Genomic DNA, 18,056 nt, shown 5'->3' on the forward strand with positions numbered 1-18,056 from the left:
AATGCTACAGGTTAACCAGTTACATCAATATTATGGCGGCAGCCACATTCTGCGCGGGGTCGACTTTGCGGCCCGGCAAGGCGAGGTTACCTGTCTGCTGGGGCGCAATGGCGTGGGTAAAACCACCTTACTGAAGTGTCTGATGGGGCTTATCCCGGCGCGCAGCGGCGAAGTCATCTGGCAGGACAAACCGATTACCCAGCGTAAACCGCACCAGCGGGTGCAGGCTGGCATCGCCTATGTGCCGCAGGGACGTGAAATCTTTCCTCGCCTGACGGTGGAAGAGAACCTGCTGATGGGGCTGTCGCGATTCCCGGCCAGGGACGCCGGGCAGGTACCGGAGGAGATTTATCAGCTGTTTCCGGTGCTGAAAACCATGAAACAGCGGCGCGGCGGCGATCTCTCCGGCGGTCAGCAGCAGCAGCTGGCGATTGGTCGCGCGCTGGCCAGTCGGCCGCAACTGCTGATCCTCGACGAGCCGACGGAAGGTATCCAGCCATCGGTCATCAAAGAGATTGGCGAAGTGATCCGCCAGCTGGCGAACCGTGGCGATATGGCTATTCTGCTGGTCGAGCAGTTCTATGACTTTGCCGCGGCGCTGGCCGATCGCTATCTGGTGATGTCGCGGGGAACGATTATTCAGCAGGGTAACGGGGCGGAGATGGAAGCCGAAGGGGTACGCGGCATGGTGACAATTTAACGCGCTGCGTTTCTCAGGGCTTTGCCGTCTTGCGGCAAGGCCCGAGCGCCAGTGACTGGCTTCGTCCCATAATGAACAGACCTCTGTTCGTCTTTTATTCTGCAACAAGAATAAAATCCAGCATATTTCATTGTCAGTTGTTCAGTCTGCTTATCTATCTGCTATTTATCAGCCGACGCCGCTAATGACGGCGCTGTTATTGCGCCGTGTTTGGGGTTAATTGCAGCGATCTGGATGCTAATTCCCTGGTGTAAATTTAGGAGTTTTCCTTATTTTAATTATTTGTTATTTATATGTGTGGCCGGCATCGATATCCGCCATATATTGTAAGCGATAAAACACTTCTTCATTGGCTCAAAGGCAGTTTAAGCTGCAAATTTAATGGCGAAACTAGCGCTAAATACTAAATGTTGATTTTTATCGAATGTAATGGTTGTTGAGTTGTTTTTTTATTATGAAATAGCCCGCTAAAAATAAACCCTGTCTGCTGCCGCGTCAGGGTAATAAATACCGTCAAATAATGCCTGATTTATAAGCAATTAGTCCGCTTTTTTGAGGCTGTTTTTTCTTCAAATGATCGGTCAAAACGATCGTTATATGTTAAGTGATAGCTTTGAGCTATTAACCAGAATGAAATCGATCGATTATAAATATTAGCTGGCCGCAGAATTATCAGGCTATTCTGCTGCTGCCCGGGAAATATCAGCACCGAAGGATGGATTCTTTTTGTGAATATATTCCGGGAGATCTATAAATTTAAATATTGAATGATGGTTAATAAGGGAACTAATAATGCTAAACCGTGTTTATGATAAATATCTGGCTGCCTATAGCTGTGTTGCTGGATGCATTTATGATTTCAAAAACAATGAAAAAGGCGTCACCGCCGTTGAGTACGCGATTGTCATCGCAGGCGTGGCCGCCGTTGTTGCCGTTGTTTTCGGTTCGGGCGGAACCGTAGAGAATATGTTGACCGGGATTTTTGACAATATCAAAACTAAGGTTGATACCTCTATGCAACTTGGCGGTGGCGGTACCCCTGCGCCATAAGCCTTTTCACGTTCATTAGTGGTTTTAATACGGGCATAGCAGGACGCAATGCTCGTATTTGTCAATTTCAGATACATGGATACTGTCAACGCAAAGTGGAAAACAATGAATATGAAAAGAGGCGGTCTGCTGGTTTATGTGGTGATGATCGTTGTCGGTATTCTGGGGCTGTTTTTCTATTTTAATCAATCCCGCACGGCTGCCCCTTTGCAGGCCAGCCAGCCAGAAAAAAAACCGCAGCAGACGATAAGCGTGGTGGTAGCCACCCGTGATTTAGACGCCAGAACGATACTACGGGCCGGGGACTTTCAGATTAAAACCGTTACGGTTGATGTCGGCAGTACCGATGCGCAGTTTAATCTCGTCGGTAAAAACCTGGATAACTGGGCGTTAAAAAGCGCGGTGCCGGCGAATTCATGGATTTTGCCGGGTTTAATGGTGGCGCCGGGCAGCGATGAATACCTGACCCTGTTTTTACGGCCGGGGAATATTCTCTATACCTTTGAGCTAAACAAGTCAGACAACTATTTATTAAATAACATCAAAGCCGGGCAGGGCGTGGATATTTATCTCTCCTATCGTCGGATATACCCCAAACATGAAGATACGCTGGAAGTCGGCGCCGAACAGTCCCGTGAGAAAAATCAGCTTTATAACCGCCTGAAACCGCTGATGGGCAATAAGCGGGTACTGGCGATTCGCCCGGCAAAAACGGTGGTCAATAACGGCGTCAACGTGGTGGAAAAGGGTAGCCAGCTGGTGGTGGAGCTGCAGGATCGCGAGGTCAAAATGCTGAAGGGGCTGGGCGGCGAGCTGGCGAATATTCTCCTGTTTCCGGCCACCACCTCTCCGGAAGGGAAATCGACCATTGCGCTGCCTTCGGCTGAGGCGGCATGGCCGGTCAGCGACGACGTGATTTTTAATCTACCTCCCGTTCCAGCAAAGCTCGCCTCAGAAATTAACGAGCTTCGAGGCTAAATCGCCGCCTGACCTCAGGTGGCTTATAACACCATGGAACCCCGGATACAGGGATATTTTAAAAGATGACTCAACGTTTGTTCTGCATTAAAAGGCTGTTTGTGCTGCTGGTGCTTTGCGTGTTTTCTCTGGGGGCCAGGGCGGAGGTCGTTAATCTCAAACCCGGGCAATCGAAAACGCTGCGCTTCGCTAGCGCCGTTAATACGGTGTTTGTGTCAGACCCGGCCGTTGCCGATTACAAAATCGTCAACGATAAAAATATCGTGCTGTATGCCCGCAAGCTGGGTAGCACTGAGCTGGTGGTCTATGGCCCGCAGGCGAAAATCCTGATGAATCTCAGCGTGGATGTCGACCCTTTTCTGAGCGACATTCGCCAGCGCGTGGCGCGTGAATACCCCGGCAGTACGGTGGAGGTGAAACGCTTCCAGAATGCCGATAAAGCCACGTGGATCCTGAGCGGCACGGTGCCCGATGAAGAGAGCCGTGACGGGGTCTATCAGCTGGTCGGCAGTCTGGTGGGCTCCGGCGATGGCGGCAGTAAAAGTAACGGCAGCAACACCAGCAGTGAAAACACCCGTTTTGCGATCGCCAAAGTCTATGACAACGTCATTAACCGCTTACAGCTCCCGTCCTCGAACCAGGTCAACGTTAAACTGACCGTGGTGGAGGTAAGCAAAGAGTTTACCGACAACCTGGGCATTGAGTGGAGCAGCCTGACGCTGGATAGCATTATCAACGGCGGCAGCAGCGTGAACAGCCCCGGCATGTTTAATTTACTCGGTTTTCGCCGTGGGTTTGATGCCGGAAATATCAGCACCCTGATTAACGCCATCAAAAATGACTCGATTGCCCGGGTGCTGGCCCAGCCTAATCTCACCGTACTTTCCGGAGAGTCCGCCAGTTTCCTGGTAGGCGGCGAAATTCCGATTATGGTGAAAGACCAGGACTCGGTCACCGTGCAGTATAAAGAGTACGGTATTCGCCTGAATATCACCGCCAAGGTGGAAAAACGCCAGAAGATACGCCTGTTTGTCTCCAATGAATTAAGCAGCGTCACCGGTTCGTATGCCTATAACGACTACCAGATCCCGACCATGCGTACCCGGCGCTCCAGCTCAACCATCGAGCTGGCGGATGGCGACAGCTTTGTTATCGGCGGATTATTAAGCGAGGCCGATAAGGAGTCGCTCACCAAAGTGCCGTTTATTGGCGATATTCCGGTGCTGGGGGCATTGGCCCGTAGCTCGATGACCGAAAGAAGCAAAAGCGAACTGGTGGTATTCGCCACGGTGAATCTGGTGAAACCGCAGGCCGAAGCGGCGGCCCGCAAGATGTCGCTTCCATCCTTTCGCCGCAGCTCGGTTGAGAAGCTGTTCTTTAACGTCGGCGTTGACCAGAAAATGCGCGAAGAGCGTTTAAATAGTGATGCCGGACGCTTTCTTGAACAGGGCGGCTTTGCCCGCTAACGACCTCGCATCATTGACATATTTCTGGAGTGAAAGATGAAGTTGTTTTCGGATTCTAAAAAGAAAAGCGAGCCGGAAGTCGCGCAGAAGGCGAAAAAGGGGGGCGCGCAGTCGATAATTATTATCTCCCCTGATAAAGAGATACTTTCTGACATTAGCAGTTTGTTATTAATTAATAACTTTAATAACGTTATTGGTCACCCGCTTGATTTTTTTGCCTTGCAGGATGACAGCATTTTGCGCGGCGCCGCGACGGTAATTATTGATATCGGCAACTGTAATGATGTCACCTTAATCTGTGAAACGGCCACATTGCTGATTCCCGCCAGCGCGCGTCAGGTCTTTCTCGGTCGCAATGACTCAATAGCTTTCGCCCAGGCGCTGATGAGCGCCGGCGTCTGCTATCTGCATATTCAGTCCCAGCTGGCGCAGCTGGCCGGGCAGCTCCAGCAGCCTGACAGCGCCCTGGCGACGCGCAGCATGATGAAAATCAGTCTGCTGGGCTGCAAAGGCGGCGTGGGTACCACAACCGTGGCCTGGCAGCTGTTTCAGGCCATCGGTATGCAGACCTCGATCCCCTCGCTGCTGGTGCAGGGCGCCAGCGGCAGCCGGGATCTTGATTTAATGACCTCCCGTACTCTGCCCAGAGACGGGGCGATTACGCCGATGGGGCCTCAGCAGTCCGCGCGCATAGAGCCCCTGGATGCGGCCTGGACCTATGACGATAGCCACTTCAATGCGTTCAATCTGGTGATGTTCGATCACGGCGTCTATGCCCAACCCTACGAGCATCTTGAGACCGTCTTTACGCAATCCAGCACCTTGATTCTGGTGATTAACCGCGATCTGAGCGCCCTGCGGGTGGCTAAGTATTTGCTGGATGAGAAGCAGCGCGTTGACCTGTCGCGCGGCGGCAAAGAGCTGCGGGTCTTCATCTGCCTCAATGAGAATCACCCTGCGCACGGCGATGAGCTGCGCAATGACGATATTGAGGAGTACCTGGGTTACCCGCTGGCGGTGATTAACCCGTGGAACGTTAAGCAAAACCAACCGTTGTCGGCAACACCGCTGTGGCGTTTTGCCGCCCAAAGCCTGCTGGGTAAATCTGAGCAGGAGACGGCAAAGAGAAGATTATTTCCATCGTTTTTCTCATTACGCCCCGACCGTAAGTCGTAGCGGATTTCGTCACGCGGCGGGAACATAACTTTTAAGGATGACGACAGCGATGGATACGGAGAGCTTTGAATCCCTGCTCTATTTTCGTGAGCTGGTGCTGAAGAGCGTTGATTTAGAACGGGTTGATGCGTTGCGTCACGATCGCGATGCGCTGTTTCGGGAAATCAGCGAGGTGATCACGCGGCAGGTGAACAGCAGCGGCAGATATTTATCCTCCCGCGCCAGTCACGATCTGTGCGAGCTGGTTACCGATGAGATAACCGGCTACGGCCCGCTACGGGAATTAATGGAAGACGACACCATCAGCGATATTTTGGTGAACGGCCCGGATCGCATTTTTGTTGAGCGTTTCGGCAAACTTGAACAGGTCGATAAACGCTTCCTCAACGACGTTCAGCTCACCGATATCGCCAGACGGCTGGTTTCGCGAGTGGGGCGCCGGGTCGATGATTCCCAGCCGCTGGTGGACGCAAGGATGCCGGACGGCAGCCGCCTCAACGTGGTGATTTCACCGGTGGCGCTGGATGGCGCGTCGATCTCCATCCGTAAGTTTGGCAAGGGTAAGAAATCACTGGCCGACCTGGTGGAGTACGGCAGCATGAATGAAATGATGGCCAATTTTCTGGTCATCGCCAGCCGCTGTCGGGTCAACATTATTGTCTCCGGGGGGGACGGGCTCGGGGAAAACCACGCTGCTTAACGCGATGTCGCAATACATCAATGAAGATGAGCGGGTACTTACCCTGGAAGATGCCGCCGAACTGCGGTTACAGCGGCCGCACGTGGTTCGCCTGGAGACGCGAATGGCCGGGTCGGAAAACCAGGGAGTGGTGAATATGCGCCATCTGGTGGTCAACGCGCTGCGTATGCGTCCCGACAGGATAATCGTCGGCGAGTGTCGTGGCGAGGAGGCTTTTGAGATGCTGCAGGCCATGAACACCGGCCATGATGGTTCAATGTCGACGCTGCATGCCAACTCGCCGCGCGACGCGCTGGCGCGTCTGGAGAGCATGATCATGATGTCCAGCGCGTCGCTGCCGTTGGCGGCCATACGCCGCAACATCGCCTCGGCGGTCAACATCATCGTGCAGGTGTCGCGCCTGCCGGACGGCTCGCGCAAGGTGATCAACATCGCCGAAGTGATGGGCATGGAAGGAGACAACATTATTCTGCAGGACATCTTTAGCTTCGGCGCCGAAGCGGATCGCAATGAGTACGGCAAGATTCAGGGGACGTTTACCTGTTTTGGGCTGCTCCAGCGTTCGGCGGTGTACCGCCAGGCGCTGGTGCACGGCCTGCTTGAACCTTTAAAACAACTGTTCGGGAACCGGATGCCATGATGATGATCATTTTTAGCTTTCTGCTGCTGGCAGGCTGCATTCAGTTGGGGCTGTGGTATCGCCAGCAGAAGCGCATGCGGCGTTTACAGCAGGCGGAAGCCGCCCGTAACCGGGTGGAGCTGACAAGGCGACTGCTGCGTAATCCGCTGGGCGGGTGGTTATCACGCTTGATGGACACTATGCGTCTTCATTTACTGGGCAAGCAGCGCGCTACCGTCTTGCGCCACGGGCTGATCCTGCTGCTGGTCCAGGCCGCAAGCTTCTACGTAAACCAGAATTACCTGAACCTGAGTCCGCTGATTATCCATCCCGCATGCTTTGTGCTGACCCTCTACGGCCTGTATCTCAACAGTAAGAAAAAGATGCGTCTGGAATTTGATGCTCAGTTTTCGGAAGCGCTGAATATTATTAACAGCTCGATCCGCGCCGGTAACTCGGTTATTCAGGGGATTGAGCAGTGCGGGCAAAAGATTGACGGTGTGCTGGGCGATGAATTCAGACAGATATCGCAGCGCCTGGAAATCGGTGAAGATGCGGAAAGCGTATTTTTGGCCTCGTGGCGACGCCTGCCGTTTAGTGAATACTACTTTTTCATCATTACCGTACAGCTCAACATGAAAGGCGGGGGGCAGGTCAAAGAGGTGATGTCGCGTCTGGGAACGCTTATCTCCAACGCCCGGGTACTGGAGAAGAAAAAATACGCCATGACATCGGAAGTCCGCATGTCGATTAAGATACTGACGGCTATCCCCATTTTTTTCTTCTTCTTTCTGAAATTTCAGTCACCGGCCAATTTTGACATTTTGCTGCACCATCCGACGGGCCAGATGATGCTCTATTACGCTATTTGCAGCATTCTGCTGGGGCTGCTGATTGTCTGGATGATGATGAATAAAATATAGGTGGCATATGTTTTATATTCTTGCGCTAATCCTGCTGGTCTCCGGCGCCGGGGGATTAACCCGGATCTGGTTATTGAAGCGACGTCGGCAGCGTATTTATCACCTGCTGGAGCAGAGTAGCAAGCAGTACGCTTTTATCCCACAGGATAATACAACGCCGGTTGAGCGAATCATGAGGAAAACCAGTCGACTGGTCTCGTGGACCGCGATGCTGGATAAAAACATTGTCGCTAAAACGTTAACCGTCGTTATCGCGACGCTACTGCTGGTATTCGTGGATGCGGCCGGGATTTATACATTTTCCCGTGAGATGTTATTTCTTTGCGTACTGGCCTGCGTGGTGGTGGTTATTCTGTTACCGAATCTGGTAAAGGAAATGACCATAAAAAAACACATGAAAAGGATTTCTGACGACCTGCCATTCGTTATCGATATGCTGGCAGTCTGCGTGCAATCCGGGATGACCATTGAAAAAGCGTTGCGTTATATCGCCGACAATACCTATGCCATTAATCCCAATATCGCCACGCTGTTCGACAGGGCGATGCTCAAAACAGAGGTGAACGGGATTAACGCCGCGCTGGAACAACTCTATGAAGAGGTTCCGGGGACAGAAGTCAGAATGCTGTGTTCGACCTTGCAGCAAAGTATTAAATATGGCTCGTCAATATATCAGGTGTTGATCGACCTTTCTAAAGAGATGCGCGAACTGCAGCTGCTGAATACCGAAGAGAAGGTGGCCAGCCTGTCAGCAAAAATGACGTTGCCGATGATCGCTTTCATTATGTTTCCGCTGTTGGTCATCGTCGCGGGGCCGGGTTTTATAGGGATGGTGTCAATGTGGTCAAAATAATCTCTCTTACGGCGTTTCTCGCGCTGCTGGCGTTGGGCGGCTGCCAGAGCCAAACCGGCGGCGGTGAACTCAATGATAGTCAGCGTGAATATATTCTCAGTAAGGTCAATAACTATAACGGCTTGATCAAGCTCTACCGTGAAAAGCTCAGCCGTAAAGAGGATAAGGATACCCGCTACCAGCTGGCGGAATACTACTATCTGGCGGAGGATTTCGACTCTTCCCGCCAGTATCTGCAGCCGCTCATCGCCAACAATCCCGATGAACGGGCATTATTACTGGCAAGTAAAAACCTGATGGAGCTCGGCAATTATAGCGAAGCGCAGGCGATGGTTGCCGGCGTGCTCAGGCAGAACCCCCAAAGCGGCGAGGCCTGGAATATGCAGGGGATCCTGCTGGCGCAAGATGGCGATTTTACCGGGGCGGCCCGCGCGTTTAATAGCGCGAGGCAGCGCTTTGTCGATGACGATATCGTGATTAATAACCTGGCGATGCTGGCCATTATGCAAAACGATTACGCCACCGCCAGAGACTATCTTTTTTCTCTCTACGGCAGGGGGCATGCGAGCCAGAAAGTGCTGCATAACCTCGTCTACGTGCTGGTCAAGCTCCAGGACTTTAACGGTGCGGAAAGCATCCTGCAGCAGGAAAAGATGGCCGACCGTAGCGACGGGTTGATGGAAGCGCTGGCGAAAGTGAATCCGCGCCCGCGCGTGCGGTCGGCAGCGTTGTCGGCCCCGGCTCCGGTGTCGATAGCGAAAAGCGCGGCGCCAGCGGTGAAATCGGGGGCCCAGACCGGCATCGCACCGCCACCGCTCAAAACGGCGGCCGCTGAACGCACATCGACCTCCACTCAGGATGAAATAACCCGGCTCCTGGATAATCAGCCGACGGCGAAGCCGGCAGGGCTGGTGGAAAAAGCGTCTTTGTCGTTAACCAGCGGTCTGAAAGACGTTTCTGCGGTTCGCTCCGGACGCCACCCCGGATATTTCCGCATGACGCTGGAGTCGCAGCATGCGATTAATTTCCGCGAACTTCCCAGCGCGGATAAAAATAAGCGTATTTTTGAATTACAGAATGTCAGACTAGGGCAGGCGTTGCTGCGTGCGGCTGACGATATTCCCAGAGAATACCCCAATATCAATAAATTGACGTTTTATCAGAATCAAACGGATGCTGTTTTAATTGAGTTTGAATTTACCCACTCACTGGCAAAAACGAAGGTATTCCGCCTCGCTGCGGGTAAGGTTCCAGGGGAACGACTGGTGTTTGATATTTATTACGGCTGAACCGCCGGGTCTGTTTTTATACGGAAATAAACATTATGAAAATTTATGAATACAACGATCTGCTGGTGCAGGTGCCGGCGGGCGTCACGCATCTGATGATCGGCGCAGATGGCGTATTACGCGGCTATCGCAACAGGCCGGATATGTCATTGCCCCGGCCCTGGGAAACGACGGAAAGTATTATTCCTGGCGTGCTGAACTGGGAAAAATCACACGCTGAGATTGCCGCGCTGCGGGAATATTCGCCCATTATTATTCACGAGTTTGCGGTGCCGGGAACCGAACGTTTCCGCGTCGGCGATAAATACACGCTGCATGCGACCATCAATGAAGAACTCTGTTTGACCTCCGAGGTTCATGCGGTCGTCAGCTGCTATACGCCGGGCATGAAGCCCTGGTGCCAGATATTAAAACTGAAGGTCGAAGGACTCTCTATCGATAATATTCTGCTGGCAAATGTTAAAGAAGTTCTTCATGACTTAAAAGTCACTGATTAATCACAACAGAATGAATTTACAGGAGAAAATAATGGCTGAAATGGAAAAGTTACTGGATGGACTGGTTAACCTTGATGGCGCGCTGGGGGCGGCGCTGGTCGATGCCCGTAATGGCATGCTGTTACACGGCGTGGGCTCTGCCGGTCTGGATATTGAAATTGCCGCCGCGGCCATTACTGACGTTCTGCGCGCCAATATCAAGATGCTGAAATTAATGGCGACCGGAGATGAAGTGGAAGACATCCTGATTACGCTGGGCAAACAGTACCACATACTCCGACCGGTGAGGGCTGTGGATGGGGTATTCGTGTATACCATTCTCGATCGCCGCAATGGAAATCTGGCGCTGGCCAGACGCAAAGTGACGGACGTTGAAGAGGCCATCGTCATTTTATAAGTAACCCCGCCCGCGTAGCGCGGGCGGAGGACATAAGGTTCGGGATGATGAAAGACTATAAGGTGATCCTGGTAGGACGCAGCGGCTCGGGTAAGACCACGGCTATCCGTAGCGTCAGTGAAATCAACGTCGTGTCAACGGACGTGCTGGCATCGGACCGCGGCGACGCAGAGAAAGACACCACCACCGTCGGTTTTGACTACGGCGAGCTGACTATTCCTGGCGGGCAAAACCGGATGCGGCTTTACGGCACTCCGGGGCAGGAGCGCTTCACGTTTATGCGCGATATCCTGGAACGCGGCAGCGTCGGTATTCTGCTGCTGGCCGATAATCACCGGCCAGATCCGCTGGCAGAGACTCGCAGTTGGCTGCGGGCGCTGAAAACCGGCCCGTTGGCGGGAAATGCGATCGTGCTGCTGGGCATCGTTAAGTGCGATTTGTCCCCCTTACCTGATCTTGAACAATACCAGCGCTTGCTGCGGGAGGAGGGGCTAACTCTTCCCGTCGCGACGCTGGATGCACGCAGCCCGGAAAGGGTCTTATTTCTGCTGAAGGTGCTGTTTTGCCAGCTTGAGCGTGCCAGAAATGAAGAGGTTTATTCCTGATGACAAGCATACTTCCGTTTGCGATTGAAGATGCCGGTACCCTGTCGACTGAACTCAGTCAGCAGATTCAGCAACTGCTGCTGGAGTTTGCCCAGAATTATCCCGTGATGGGGGAGCTGCTGGTGGCGACCGCCGATGGTTATGAGGTCGCGGCCGTTCTCAAAGAAGAGGACCCCGGGCGGTTACATAAAATCGCGGCGATGACCAGCTCTCTGCTGGGGGTTGGCGCCGCGATGCTAAATGAAATCGCGGCCGGAGAGCAGAAAGCCATCACCGTCGAGGGCGAGAGGGACAATATCCTGCTCTGGCAGGTCGCTACGCAGCGTTTTCCGCTATGTCTGACCGTCGTGGCCTCCGCACAGGAGCCCCTCGGGCAACTGTTCTGGCTGCTGCGCCAGTTGGCGGCGGCCATTGCTGAGATTTGTCATGCGCAGCCCGATCTGCCGCCGCCACAGGAATATTATTATGAATGATCCGTTAACGATGTCCTTTGCCGTCAGATTATGCTCGGCAGACATGAGCTGTGGTTTTATTTCCGTGTCGCCGGTCCTGGATAACCGGGCAGAATTAATTCAGCAGCGTCTGAACTGGTATCACCAGTGGCTACATTCGCTGTGTAGCCATTTGCAGAAAGAGACGCCGATCCCGCAAGATATTTTCTCGCTTCTGCTGCTGCAGGCGGTTGAATTAACGGCTGCCGATATGCTTAGCGATGCCATTGCGCTGGCTCCGGTGCTTTACGATCGCGACAGCAGAATCATCGAGAGCGTGACCAGCTATTTTTCCTGGCTCCAGGCATGTACGCTGCCGGACCCTGAAAATAATGAACTGACGCAGCCAGAGAATCTCTCGCCTGAATAAACACGGTTCTTTTTAACACCGCATTTTTATGATGCGTGGAGAATAAGGGATTATTGTGAATATCGCATGGCTATTGACTGCCGGTATCAGCGGAGTGCTTATCTATATTTGCTATATGGATATCCGCTGGCGGCGGATACCTAACCGCGCCACGCTGCTGATACTGCTGCTCTCCAGTCTCGCAGGATTTACGCATATGCCTTATCCGGCGTTCATTCTCCCCGGCATACTGCTGGCGCTGGGTTTTATCGCCGTGATGGCGAAGCTGATGGGCGCCGGGGATATTAAGCTGGTGTGCGCGCTGGCGGTGGCGTTGTCAGTACCGGAGACCGGCAATTTTTTGCTGCTGACGGCCATCGCGGGTATTCCCGTCGCCATTGTCAGCCTGCTCTGTTTTTATTTCTTCGCCCGCGAGGAACGCGCGACGGTGCCATATGCGCTGGCCATCAGCTGCGGGTACTGGCTACAGCTGTGGATATAACCATTGGTGAATGTATGTTTAAAAAGATAAAAAACGGTCTGCGGCATTATTTATACGCTGAACATGGTGTTGCTGCTATGGAATTTTCCATGGTGTTTATTCCTTTTATTATTTCGATACTTTTTATTGCCGAGATGTGCCGGGTGGTCTTTATTTCCTCGGCGCTCGATCTGATTATCGCCGAGTCGGGCCATATAGCGGCGATCACCAGAGTGCCAGACAATTATCAGCAATATTTTAATGCCGAAATCAATAAGCGCATGGCCGACTGGCCGCTCATTTCCCGTGAAGTACATGTCCAGATTTCGGTTAGCTGGTGTGACAGTATTTCCGCGGTGATTAACCACACTTGCACCACCACGGATGCGCATAATAAGCCGCTGGCATTTTATAAAGTGACCACTGATTATCAGCCGCTGTTTTTCTTCTTTCCTTCGCAAAGCGTCATCCAGGAACTAAGCCGCAGGATTTTACTGGTACAGGAATTTCAGCGTGAGGCAGAAAATAATGAATAACACGATGGGCAAGATAAAACGCGCGCTACGCGACGATCGAGGGTCAGTCGCGATTGAGGCCGGTCTGTACTTCGTCGTCTTTTTTGTGCTGTGCGCGCTGCTGGTGGATTTCAGCGCCGTCTTTCTGAATAAAAGTTACCTCGAGCGGGTCACCCATTCGCTGGCCAGCGTGGTACGCGAAAGGTCTGTCTTCTATGGCGAAAGAGAGGAGCTAAGTCAGCAGGAGGTCAGCGATCTCTACGATCTGGCCGGTGTTCTGCTGGAGGAGAGCCGTCTGGCAGGCAGCCGCTATCAACTGGTGGTGGAAGCCGCCTTCTTTCAATCCAGCGGCAGCAAAGCGCAAAAAAACCTGTTGAATACTCAGTCCTTCTCCCGGGGGACCGGGATCTGCCGCAGCCGGGTTGCGATAACCAGCGCGCAGATTGCGGCGCTGTCGCCGTGGGATACGAAAGGGCGCTGGCTGCCGGTTTATCAGGTGACGATGTGTCTGCCGGGCGGCGAGAGTTTATTTAAACGCGCGTTGAATAGCGCCGGAATACAGATCGGCGATATTGCCATCAGCAATGCGGTGATCCCGCGTTAATACCGTTCCTTATGGGCGAGGTGAAAATTATGCGAAGCCGGTTTTTACGGTTTATCGTGCGTCTTTTGCGTCAGGAGTACGGCGCGATAACCGTGATGTTTGCCATTATGTTTCCGCTGATAATGATGTTTTATTCGGTGGCCTATGATGGCGCTAATTTACAAAGCAGTCGCGCCAGGCTGGCAGATGGCCTTAATCAAGGCGTGCTGGCGGTGGCGATTCTCGACAACCGCAACACCACCGCCGCGGATAAGGCGGAGAATATTACGCTGGTGCATAACTACCTTTCCTACTATGTGCCGGATGCGACGATCGCCAAAAACGATCTGGCCGTAGCGGTAGAGGTGAACTACAGCACCACGGAAACCGGCAAACTTGACTCCGTGGACTATACCGCCAGCGGTAAAGCCAGCATGCGGCCAATAATCGGCGCGCAGCAAGAGGTCGGTTTTGACTCCGCGGTGGATATTCGTGCCGACAGCGGCGCGGGAGTGGTCAGAAAAACGTTTGAAGTCGTCAGATTCCCGACTGATTACGCTCTGGTACTGGATTTTTCGGGTTCAATGCAAGAGCTCTCATCAGAGCCGGGGATGACAAGAATTACCTTGCTCCGTAAGGTTGTGACGGATTTCATCAGTGATATATTAAATGATGATTCGGTGAGTAATACGGTAAGCATTATTCCATTCAGTATTGGTGTGCCAGTTATCCTGCCGGGCGAAAATATTGCGGGTGGGGTAAGCGTGGGTTGCTCTTTTGTAGGAAAGTTAAAGCCACAGTATCAAAAAGTCGATCTTGATTTCTGGTATAATAAATTCCACATCAATAATTCTAATACTCCTGCTGAGAAGGCTCAGTCTTATAGTTATGACCGTTCATTATATAGCTATTATCAAGATGTGATTGGTCCGGCTACCGGTAATAGTATGGATAATATGGTTACGAAAGGATGGTGCGTAAAAAATGCGAGTTATGGCAGCAGCGTGGGTAGAGATGTGTACAGCTGTGATGCCGATCCGCGTTCAAGGTTGTTTGATAACTATGATGAGTTTCTTGAATCGCGTGTAGCGGCTCATGATTTAATGCTGAGGGACGGCGCGAATTATGCAATCACGAATAATGAAACCCTGGATTATGAGGGGATGTTTGCCGATGGATATATGTTTTCAGAACAGGCGGTTATCACCTTTAAACATATGATTGGATCGCGGTCGATGCGGCCTTTTGATCTGGATTGTTATTCTGCATTTGACGCAATGGATTTTAGTTTCGAGATGGTCAATCTCCTGAAGGATAAGACAGCAAAACCTAAGTCCTATCTTATAGAGCTAACAAACGATATTAGTGTTATTGATGAGTTTAATAACATGAGGATTGTTAATGGCTCACCCACTCATGTGACCTCTGGCCTGCTACGATCCCTACCGGTAGTTGCCAAAGGCACCAATCCCAGAAAAGCAATTATCGTGATATCCGATGGTATTGATTCCGGCAGCACGACCAGTGGACCCTATGCGATGACCGAGCGGCTATTTAAAACGTACGATCTTTGCCGGCGAGTCAGGGAGGGACTACTCCGTTACCCGCAGGGAACCCCGACTCAGGTGGCCGATATCTTTTTTATTTTTACGGTTAATAATTCGGAAACTACCAATGCCCTTAATTTGTGGCGCAATTATTGTGCCGGTGACAACGTGTTCCTTGCCACCAACTATCAGGACATTATTAACGTCCTGACGGGGATTGCTAAAAAATCCTCGGTGAAATTTATCAATAAAAATGAGCCGGAATAACCCCCGCGAGACAGGAGGTCAGAGTGTTGGATTTGGCTGTTTTGGCTAATCAGTGCGCGCCAGACGTCGCTCCCCAGGTGTTGGAACGTTTAATGAAAGTGGAATCGTCGTTTAATCCTTATGCCATTGGCGTGGTGGGCGGGCGGCTGGCGCGTCAGCCGCGCCATAAGGAAGAAGCTGTCGCTACCGCGCAGTATCTGGCACAGGCAGGCTGGAATTTTTCGCTAGGGCTGGGTCAGGTGAACCGGCACAATCTCGACAAATACGGACTGGATTATGAAACCGTCTTCGATCCTTGTCATAACGCCCGCGCCGCTGCCGGTATTTTTAATGAATGCCTGCGCCGCGCGTCGGTCAAGTTTTCCCCGCAACAGGCGCAGCTGGCGGCGTTTTCCTGCTACTACAGCGGCAACTTCCGCCGCGGCTTTCTCCCTGAAGGCCAGGCGCAGACCAGCTACGTTGAGCGGATCATGGCGGTAAAGCCGACGCTTACGGCAGGCGGCGCGGTCCCTATTGCGGTGATTCCCGACGGTCAATCTCGCCCAACGGCAAAAGTCCCCAGCGCAAAAGAAAACCGGCCAACGTCGCCCGGCGCGAAGCTATCTCAGATAGCCGGCGCATCATCGCCCCGAGGCGTGAAAGCTCTGCGGGGTGACTAGCCGGGGTCTGCCTGCGTAGCCATCCGTAGCCATTCGTAGCCCCGCTTAGCGTCAGCGCAAGCGGGGGGACGACAGCGGGGGGCAAATCTATTTGCGCAGCAGCCGCTGCAACCGCGTCTGACGCCAGTTGCGGATCCATTCGCCGAAAACAAACAAGCGCAAGCCTCTCACCAGCAGCAATGCCCCCCAGATCCCGGCGACCCACGCAGACCAGTAGTGGCCCGGAGAGGTAAACCGGTTGAGTAAAACCAGCAACACGCACACCACCACGGCGGTCGACAAGGAGCGGAAAAAGCGACTCTCCTGATGCACGCGCGCTTTTGCCTCTTCGATACGTAAATCGAGAGACTGCTCGTGGCCTGCCGGGGCGTCACCGGTTATTTCGCCCACGTTCACTTCAAAAACTGCGGCAAGGGCGCTCAGGGTTTCCAGCCCCGGGCGATCGCCGTTCTCAATGCGCTGAATGGTCCGCACGCTGAGGCCGGCAAGTTCGGCCAACTGCTCCTGGGACCAGGCGCGCTGCAGACGTAATTGTTTAACCTGATTACAGCTGTTCATCATATTTATCTCCGGGTGAAAACCTGAGATGGAGTGTGGTTCCGGGCACTGTCGGGCACCACGATCCGCAGCCGACAGTTACACGACATTAACCCGACAGCCGCATGACGCCTGGGTTCAGGCGCTGACGATCGAACAGCCATTGCGCCACGGGCGAACTTTCATTCCGCGCAAGATCATCAGCCAGGCAACGATAATCGCGAGCATCAGCACCACAAACAGCGACCAGTGCGGCATATGGGTCAGGATAGATCCGCTAATCATCGGGTTGAAGGCGGCGCCCAGCCAGCCCAGCGACTGGGCGGAAAAGTAGCTCGCCTTCATGCCGGCGGGGGCGATGTTATCAATCAGCATATACTCGCCCGGCGCGTAGATAACCTCGCCAAGGGTAAACACGGCGGCAGATATCCCCCATAGCAGCAGGCTGTTGCCGGAAAGAATAAATCCCCCCAGCCCGAGGACGAAACAGACCGTCCCAAAAGTCATCAGCGGACGAATATTGCTGGCGCTCAACCGACGGCCGACAGCGTACTGTAGCGCCACCACCACGGCGGCGTTAACCGGGAGCACCACCGCCACCACCTTTTCGGCGAAATCGCTATCGCCGACCACCAGCACATACTGCGCAATACAGGAGGCGAATGAACCGCCGACGAACGAGGCCAGCAGGGCGGAAAGCGTAAACCACATCAGCGCCCGGTCACGCAGCAGCACTGAAGGCGACCAGCGGGTGGCGTTCTCCTGGGCAACCGCCGCAGGGGAACGCTGAACGAAGAGCTGAATAGCCACCAGCGGCAGCGCGGCGCAGGCCGCCGCCAGCCAGAAAGGCAGGTTGATGCTGTGCATCACCAGCAGTGTGCCGATGGGCGGGCCGACGGTCCAGCCGATATTCAGAAAGGTATAGTTGAGGGAGAAGATCCGCGCCTTCTTTTCCGGCGCCAGAACCTCGGCAAACCAGGCTTTCAGCACGGTAGAGAAGACGGAATAGGCGCAGTTGATCAGGGCAAAGAACACCACCACCAGCGTCACGCTATTGACCAGCGGAATGGCGATGAAGCCGCAGATAAAGGCCAGCACGGCGATAATCATATAGCGTTTTTTATCAAACTTATCGGCCAGAATGCCAAACCCCATGCTAAAGACGACGCCGACGGTGAGGGCGATGGAGAGCGCATAGCCAATGTTATCCACCTCAAGCTGGTACTGACGGGTGAGGAAGATTGTCATAAAGGGCAGCGTTGCGCCACGGCCGATAGTCAACAGCAGCGAGGACGCCAGCAACGCGATGGTCGAGCGTCTGATGGTCGGTGTCATATTCTTTGCCTGATGAAATGTTTTTTAGCGTGTTCTGCT

20 protein-coding genes and 1 pseudogene are annotated in these 18,056 nt (G+C 53.1%); 19 read left to right on the forward strand and 2 right to left on the reverse strand.

Features of this window, described 5'->3' with window-relative positions; genetic code table 11:
• Position 1: 1 nt before the first annotated feature.
• From urtE to Electrica_RS11990, 19 genes and pseudogenes are all read left to right on the forward strand, one after another.
• Positions 2 to 700, forward strand: coding sequence for an urea ABC transporter ATP-binding subunit UrtE (gene urtE, locus Electrica_RS11900; RefSeq protein ID WP_141964554.1), 699 nt, complete (start codon positions 2 to 4; stop codon positions 698 to 700).
• Positions 701 to 1,492: 792 nt separating this feature from the next.
• Entirely contained in the window at positions 1,493 to 1,750 is a 258-nt protein-coding gene (locus Electrica_RS11905; protein ID WP_141964555.1) for a Flp family type IVb pilin, read from the forward strand.
• A 105-nt stretch (positions 1,751 to 1,855) separates the two neighbouring features.
• Positions 1,856 to 2,728: a CpaB family protein gene (locus Electrica_RS11910; RefSeq protein ID WP_141964556.1), complete on the forward strand. Its 873-nt coding sequence runs from the start codon at positions 1,856 to 1,858 to the stop codon at positions 2,726 to 2,728.
• Between the two features lie 65 nt (positions 2,729 to 2,793).
• The gene (locus Electrica_RS11915) at positions 2,794 to 4,194 is read left to right on the forward strand and encodes a type II and III secretion system protein family protein (protein ID WP_131050258.1); all 1,401 of its coding nucleotides are present in this window, start codon (positions 2,794 to 2,796) and stop codon (positions 4,192 to 4,194) included.
• A 36-nt stretch (positions 4,195 to 4,230) separates the two neighbouring features.
• A complete protein-coding gene (locus tag Electrica_RS11920; RefSeq protein WP_100683788.1) occupies positions 4,231 to 5,370 on the forward strand; it encodes a hypothetical protein in 1,140 nt (379 codons plus the stop codon).
• A 49-nt stretch (positions 5,371 to 5,419) separates the two neighbouring features.
• Positions 5,420 to 6,710: pseudogene (locus tag Electrica_RS11925) on the forward strand (CpaF family protein).
• Positions 6,707 to 7,612, forward strand: a complete 906-nt coding sequence (locus Electrica_RS11930; protein WP_100683786.1) for a type II secretion system F family protein — start codon at positions 6,707 to 6,709, stop codon at positions 7,610 to 7,612. Before Electrica_RS11925 ends, Electrica_RS11930 begins: the two are co-directional and overlap by 4 nt.
• Before the next feature lie 7 nt (positions 7,613 to 7,619).
• Positions 7,620 to 8,465: a type II secretion system F family protein gene (locus Electrica_RS11935; protein WP_131050261.1), complete on the forward strand. Its 846-nt coding sequence runs from the start codon at positions 7,620 to 7,622 to the stop codon at positions 8,463 to 8,465.
• Complete coding sequence (locus Electrica_RS11940; RefSeq protein ID WP_141964557.1) at positions 8,453 to 9,754, forward strand: tetratricopeptide repeat protein; 1,302 nt, start codon at positions 8,453 to 8,455, stop codon at positions 9,752 to 9,754. The genes Electrica_RS11935 and Electrica_RS11940 overlap by 13 nt, the downstream gene beginning before the upstream one ends.
• A 35-nt stretch (positions 9,755 to 9,789) precedes the next feature.
• A complete protein-coding gene (locus Electrica_RS11945; RefSeq protein WP_141964558.1) occupies positions 9,790 to 10,251 on the forward strand; it encodes a hypothetical protein in 462 nt (153 codons plus the stop codon).
• 31 nt (positions 10,252 to 10,282) lie between these two features.
• Positions 10,283 to 10,648, forward strand: coding sequence for a roadblock/LC7 domain-containing protein (locus Electrica_RS11950; RefSeq protein WP_100683782.1), 366 nt, complete (start codon positions 10,283 to 10,285; stop codon positions 10,646 to 10,648).
• Between the two features lie 44 nt (positions 10,649 to 10,692).
• Positions 10,693 to 11,253 (forward strand): GTP-binding protein, encoded by a 561-nt coding sequence (locus Electrica_RS11955; protein ID WP_224742550.1) that lies wholly within the window; start codon positions 10,693 to 10,695, stop codon positions 11,251 to 11,253.
• The gene (locus Electrica_RS11960; protein WP_100683780.1) at positions 11,253 to 11,726 is read left to right on the forward strand and encodes a roadblock/LC7 domain-containing protein; all 474 of its coding nucleotides are present in this window, start codon (positions 11,253 to 11,255) and stop codon (positions 11,724 to 11,726) included. The genes Electrica_RS11955 and Electrica_RS11960 overlap by 1 nt, the downstream gene beginning before the upstream one ends.
• Positions 11,719 to 12,114, forward strand: a complete 396-nt coding sequence (locus tag Electrica_RS11965) for a hypothetical protein (RefSeq protein ID WP_100683779.1) — start codon at positions 11,719 to 11,721, stop codon at positions 12,112 to 12,114. Before Electrica_RS11960 ends, Electrica_RS11965 begins: the two co-directional genes overlap by 8 nt.
• A gap of 55 nt (positions 12,115 to 12,169) precedes the next feature.
• Positions 12,170 to 12,595, forward strand: a complete 426-nt coding sequence (locus Electrica_RS11970) for an A24 family peptidase (protein ID WP_141964559.1) — start codon at positions 12,170 to 12,172, stop codon at positions 12,593 to 12,595.
• Positions 12,586 to 13,110 carry a TadE/TadG family type IV pilus assembly protein gene (locus Electrica_RS11975; RefSeq protein WP_141964560.1) on the forward strand — a complete coding sequence of 175 codons (525 nt, stop codon included), beginning with the start codon at positions 12,586 to 12,588 and terminating at the stop codon, positions 13,108 to 13,110. Before Electrica_RS11970 ends, Electrica_RS11975 begins: the two co-directional genes overlap by 10 nt.
• Positions 13,103 to 13,693: a tight adherence pilus pseudopilin TadF gene (gene tadF / locus Electrica_RS11980; RefSeq protein ID WP_131050266.1), complete on the forward strand. Its 591-nt coding sequence runs from the start codon at positions 13,103 to 13,105 to the stop codon at positions 13,691 to 13,693. Before Electrica_RS11975 ends, tadF begins: the two co-directional genes overlap by 8 nt.
• Positions 13,694 to 13,722: 29 nt before the next feature.
• Positions 13,723 to 15,486, forward strand: a complete 1,764-nt coding sequence (locus Electrica_RS11985) for a TadE/TadG family type IV pilus assembly protein (protein ID WP_141964561.1) — start codon at positions 13,723 to 13,725, stop codon at positions 15,484 to 15,486.
• Positions 15,487 to 15,578: 92 nt separating this feature from the next.
• Entirely contained in the window at positions 15,579 to 16,145 is a 567-nt protein-coding gene (locus Electrica_RS11990; protein WP_266095180.1) for a lytic transglycosylase domain-containing protein, read from the forward strand.
• Positions 16,146 to 16,232: 87 nt separating this feature from the next.
• On the opposite strand, the gene Electrica_RS11995 is transcribed toward Electrica_RS11990, so the two are convergent.
• Positions 16,233 to 16,703, reverse strand: a complete 471-nt coding sequence (locus Electrica_RS11995) for a helix-turn-helix domain-containing protein (protein WP_142255886.1) — start codon at positions 16,701 to 16,703, stop codon at positions 16,233 to 16,235.
• Positions 16,704 to 16,820: 117 nt separating this feature from the next.
• Complete coding sequence (gene ydeE / locus Electrica_RS12000; RefSeq protein ID WP_131050269.1) at positions 16,821 to 18,017, reverse strand: efflux MFS transporter YdeE; 1,197 nt, start codon at positions 18,015 to 18,017, stop codon at positions 16,821 to 16,823.
• Between the last annotated feature and the right edge of the window lie 39 nt (positions 18,018 to 18,056).

Origin of the sequence: Klebsiella electrica (assembly GCF_006711645.1) — a bacterium.
GTDB classification, from domain to species: Bacteria; Pseudomonadota; Gammaproteobacteria; order Enterobacterales; family Enterobacteriaceae; genus Klebsiella; species Klebsiella electrica.

What these genes read in the sequence shown, in the direction of transcription:
- urtE (WP_141964554.1), top strand. Translation starts at nt 2, where the DNA reads ATGCTACAGGTTAACCAGTTACATCAATATTATGGCGGCAGCCACATT.
- Electrica_RS11905 (WP_141964555.1), top strand. Translation starts at nt 1,493, where the DNA reads ATGCTAAACCGTGTTTATGATAAATATCTGGCTGCCTATAGCTGTGTT.
- Electrica_RS11910 (WP_141964556.1), top strand. Translation starts at nt 1,856, where the DNA reads ATGAATATGAAAAGAGGCGGTCTGCTGGTTTATGTGGTGATGATCGTT.
- Electrica_RS11915 (WP_131050258.1), top strand. Translation starts at nt 2,794, where the DNA reads ATGACTCAACGTTTGTTCTGCATTAAAAGGCTGTTTGTGCTGCTGGTG.
- Electrica_RS11920 (WP_100683788.1), top strand. Translation starts at nt 4,231, where the DNA reads ATGAAGTTGTTTTCGGATTCTAAAAAGAAAAGCGAGCCGGAAGTCGCG.
- Electrica_RS11930 (WP_100683786.1), top strand. Translation starts at nt 6,707, where the DNA reads ATGATGATGATCATTTTTAGCTTTCTGCTGCTGGCAGGCTGCATTCAG.
- Electrica_RS11935 (WP_131050261.1), top strand. Translation starts at nt 7,620, where the DNA reads ATGTTTTATATTCTTGCGCTAATCCTGCTGGTCTCCGGCGCCGGGGGA.
- Electrica_RS11945 (WP_141964558.1), top strand. Translation starts at nt 9,790, where the DNA reads ATGAAAATTTATGAATACAACGATCTGCTGGTGCAGGTGCCGGCGGGC.
- Electrica_RS11950 (WP_100683782.1), top strand. Translation starts at nt 10,283, where the DNA reads ATGGCTGAAATGGAAAAGTTACTGGATGGACTGGTTAACCTTGATGGC.
- Electrica_RS11955 (WP_224742550.1), top strand. Translation starts at nt 10,693, where the DNA reads ATGATGAAAGACTATAAGGTGATCCTGGTAGGACGCAGCGGCTCGGGT.
- Electrica_RS11960 (WP_100683780.1), top strand. Translation starts at nt 11,253, where the DNA reads ATGACAAGCATACTTCCGTTTGCGATTGAAGATGCCGGTACCCTGTCG.
- Electrica_RS11965 (WP_100683779.1), top strand. Translation starts at nt 11,719, where the DNA reads ATGAATGATCCGTTAACGATGTCCTTTGCCGTCAGATTATGCTCGGCA.
- tadF (WP_131050266.1), top strand. Translation starts at nt 13,103, where the DNA reads ATGAATAACACGATGGGCAAGATAAAACGCGCGCTACGCGACGATCGA.
- Electrica_RS11985 (WP_141964561.1), top strand. Translation starts at nt 13,723, where the DNA reads ATGCGAAGCCGGTTTTTACGGTTTATCGTGCGTCTTTTGCGTCAGGAG.
- Electrica_RS11990 (WP_266095180.1), top strand. Translation starts at nt 15,579, where the DNA reads ATGAAAGTGGAATCGTCGTTTAATCCTTATGCCATTGGCGTGGTGGGC.
- Electrica_RS11995 (WP_142255886.1), bottom strand. Translation starts at nt 16,703, where the DNA reads ATGAACAGCTGTAATCAGGTTAAACAATTACGTCTGCAGCGCGCCTGG.
- ydeE (WP_131050269.1), bottom strand. Translation starts at nt 18,017, where the DNA reads ATGACACCGACCATCAGACGCTCGACCATCGCGTTGCTGGCGTCCTCG.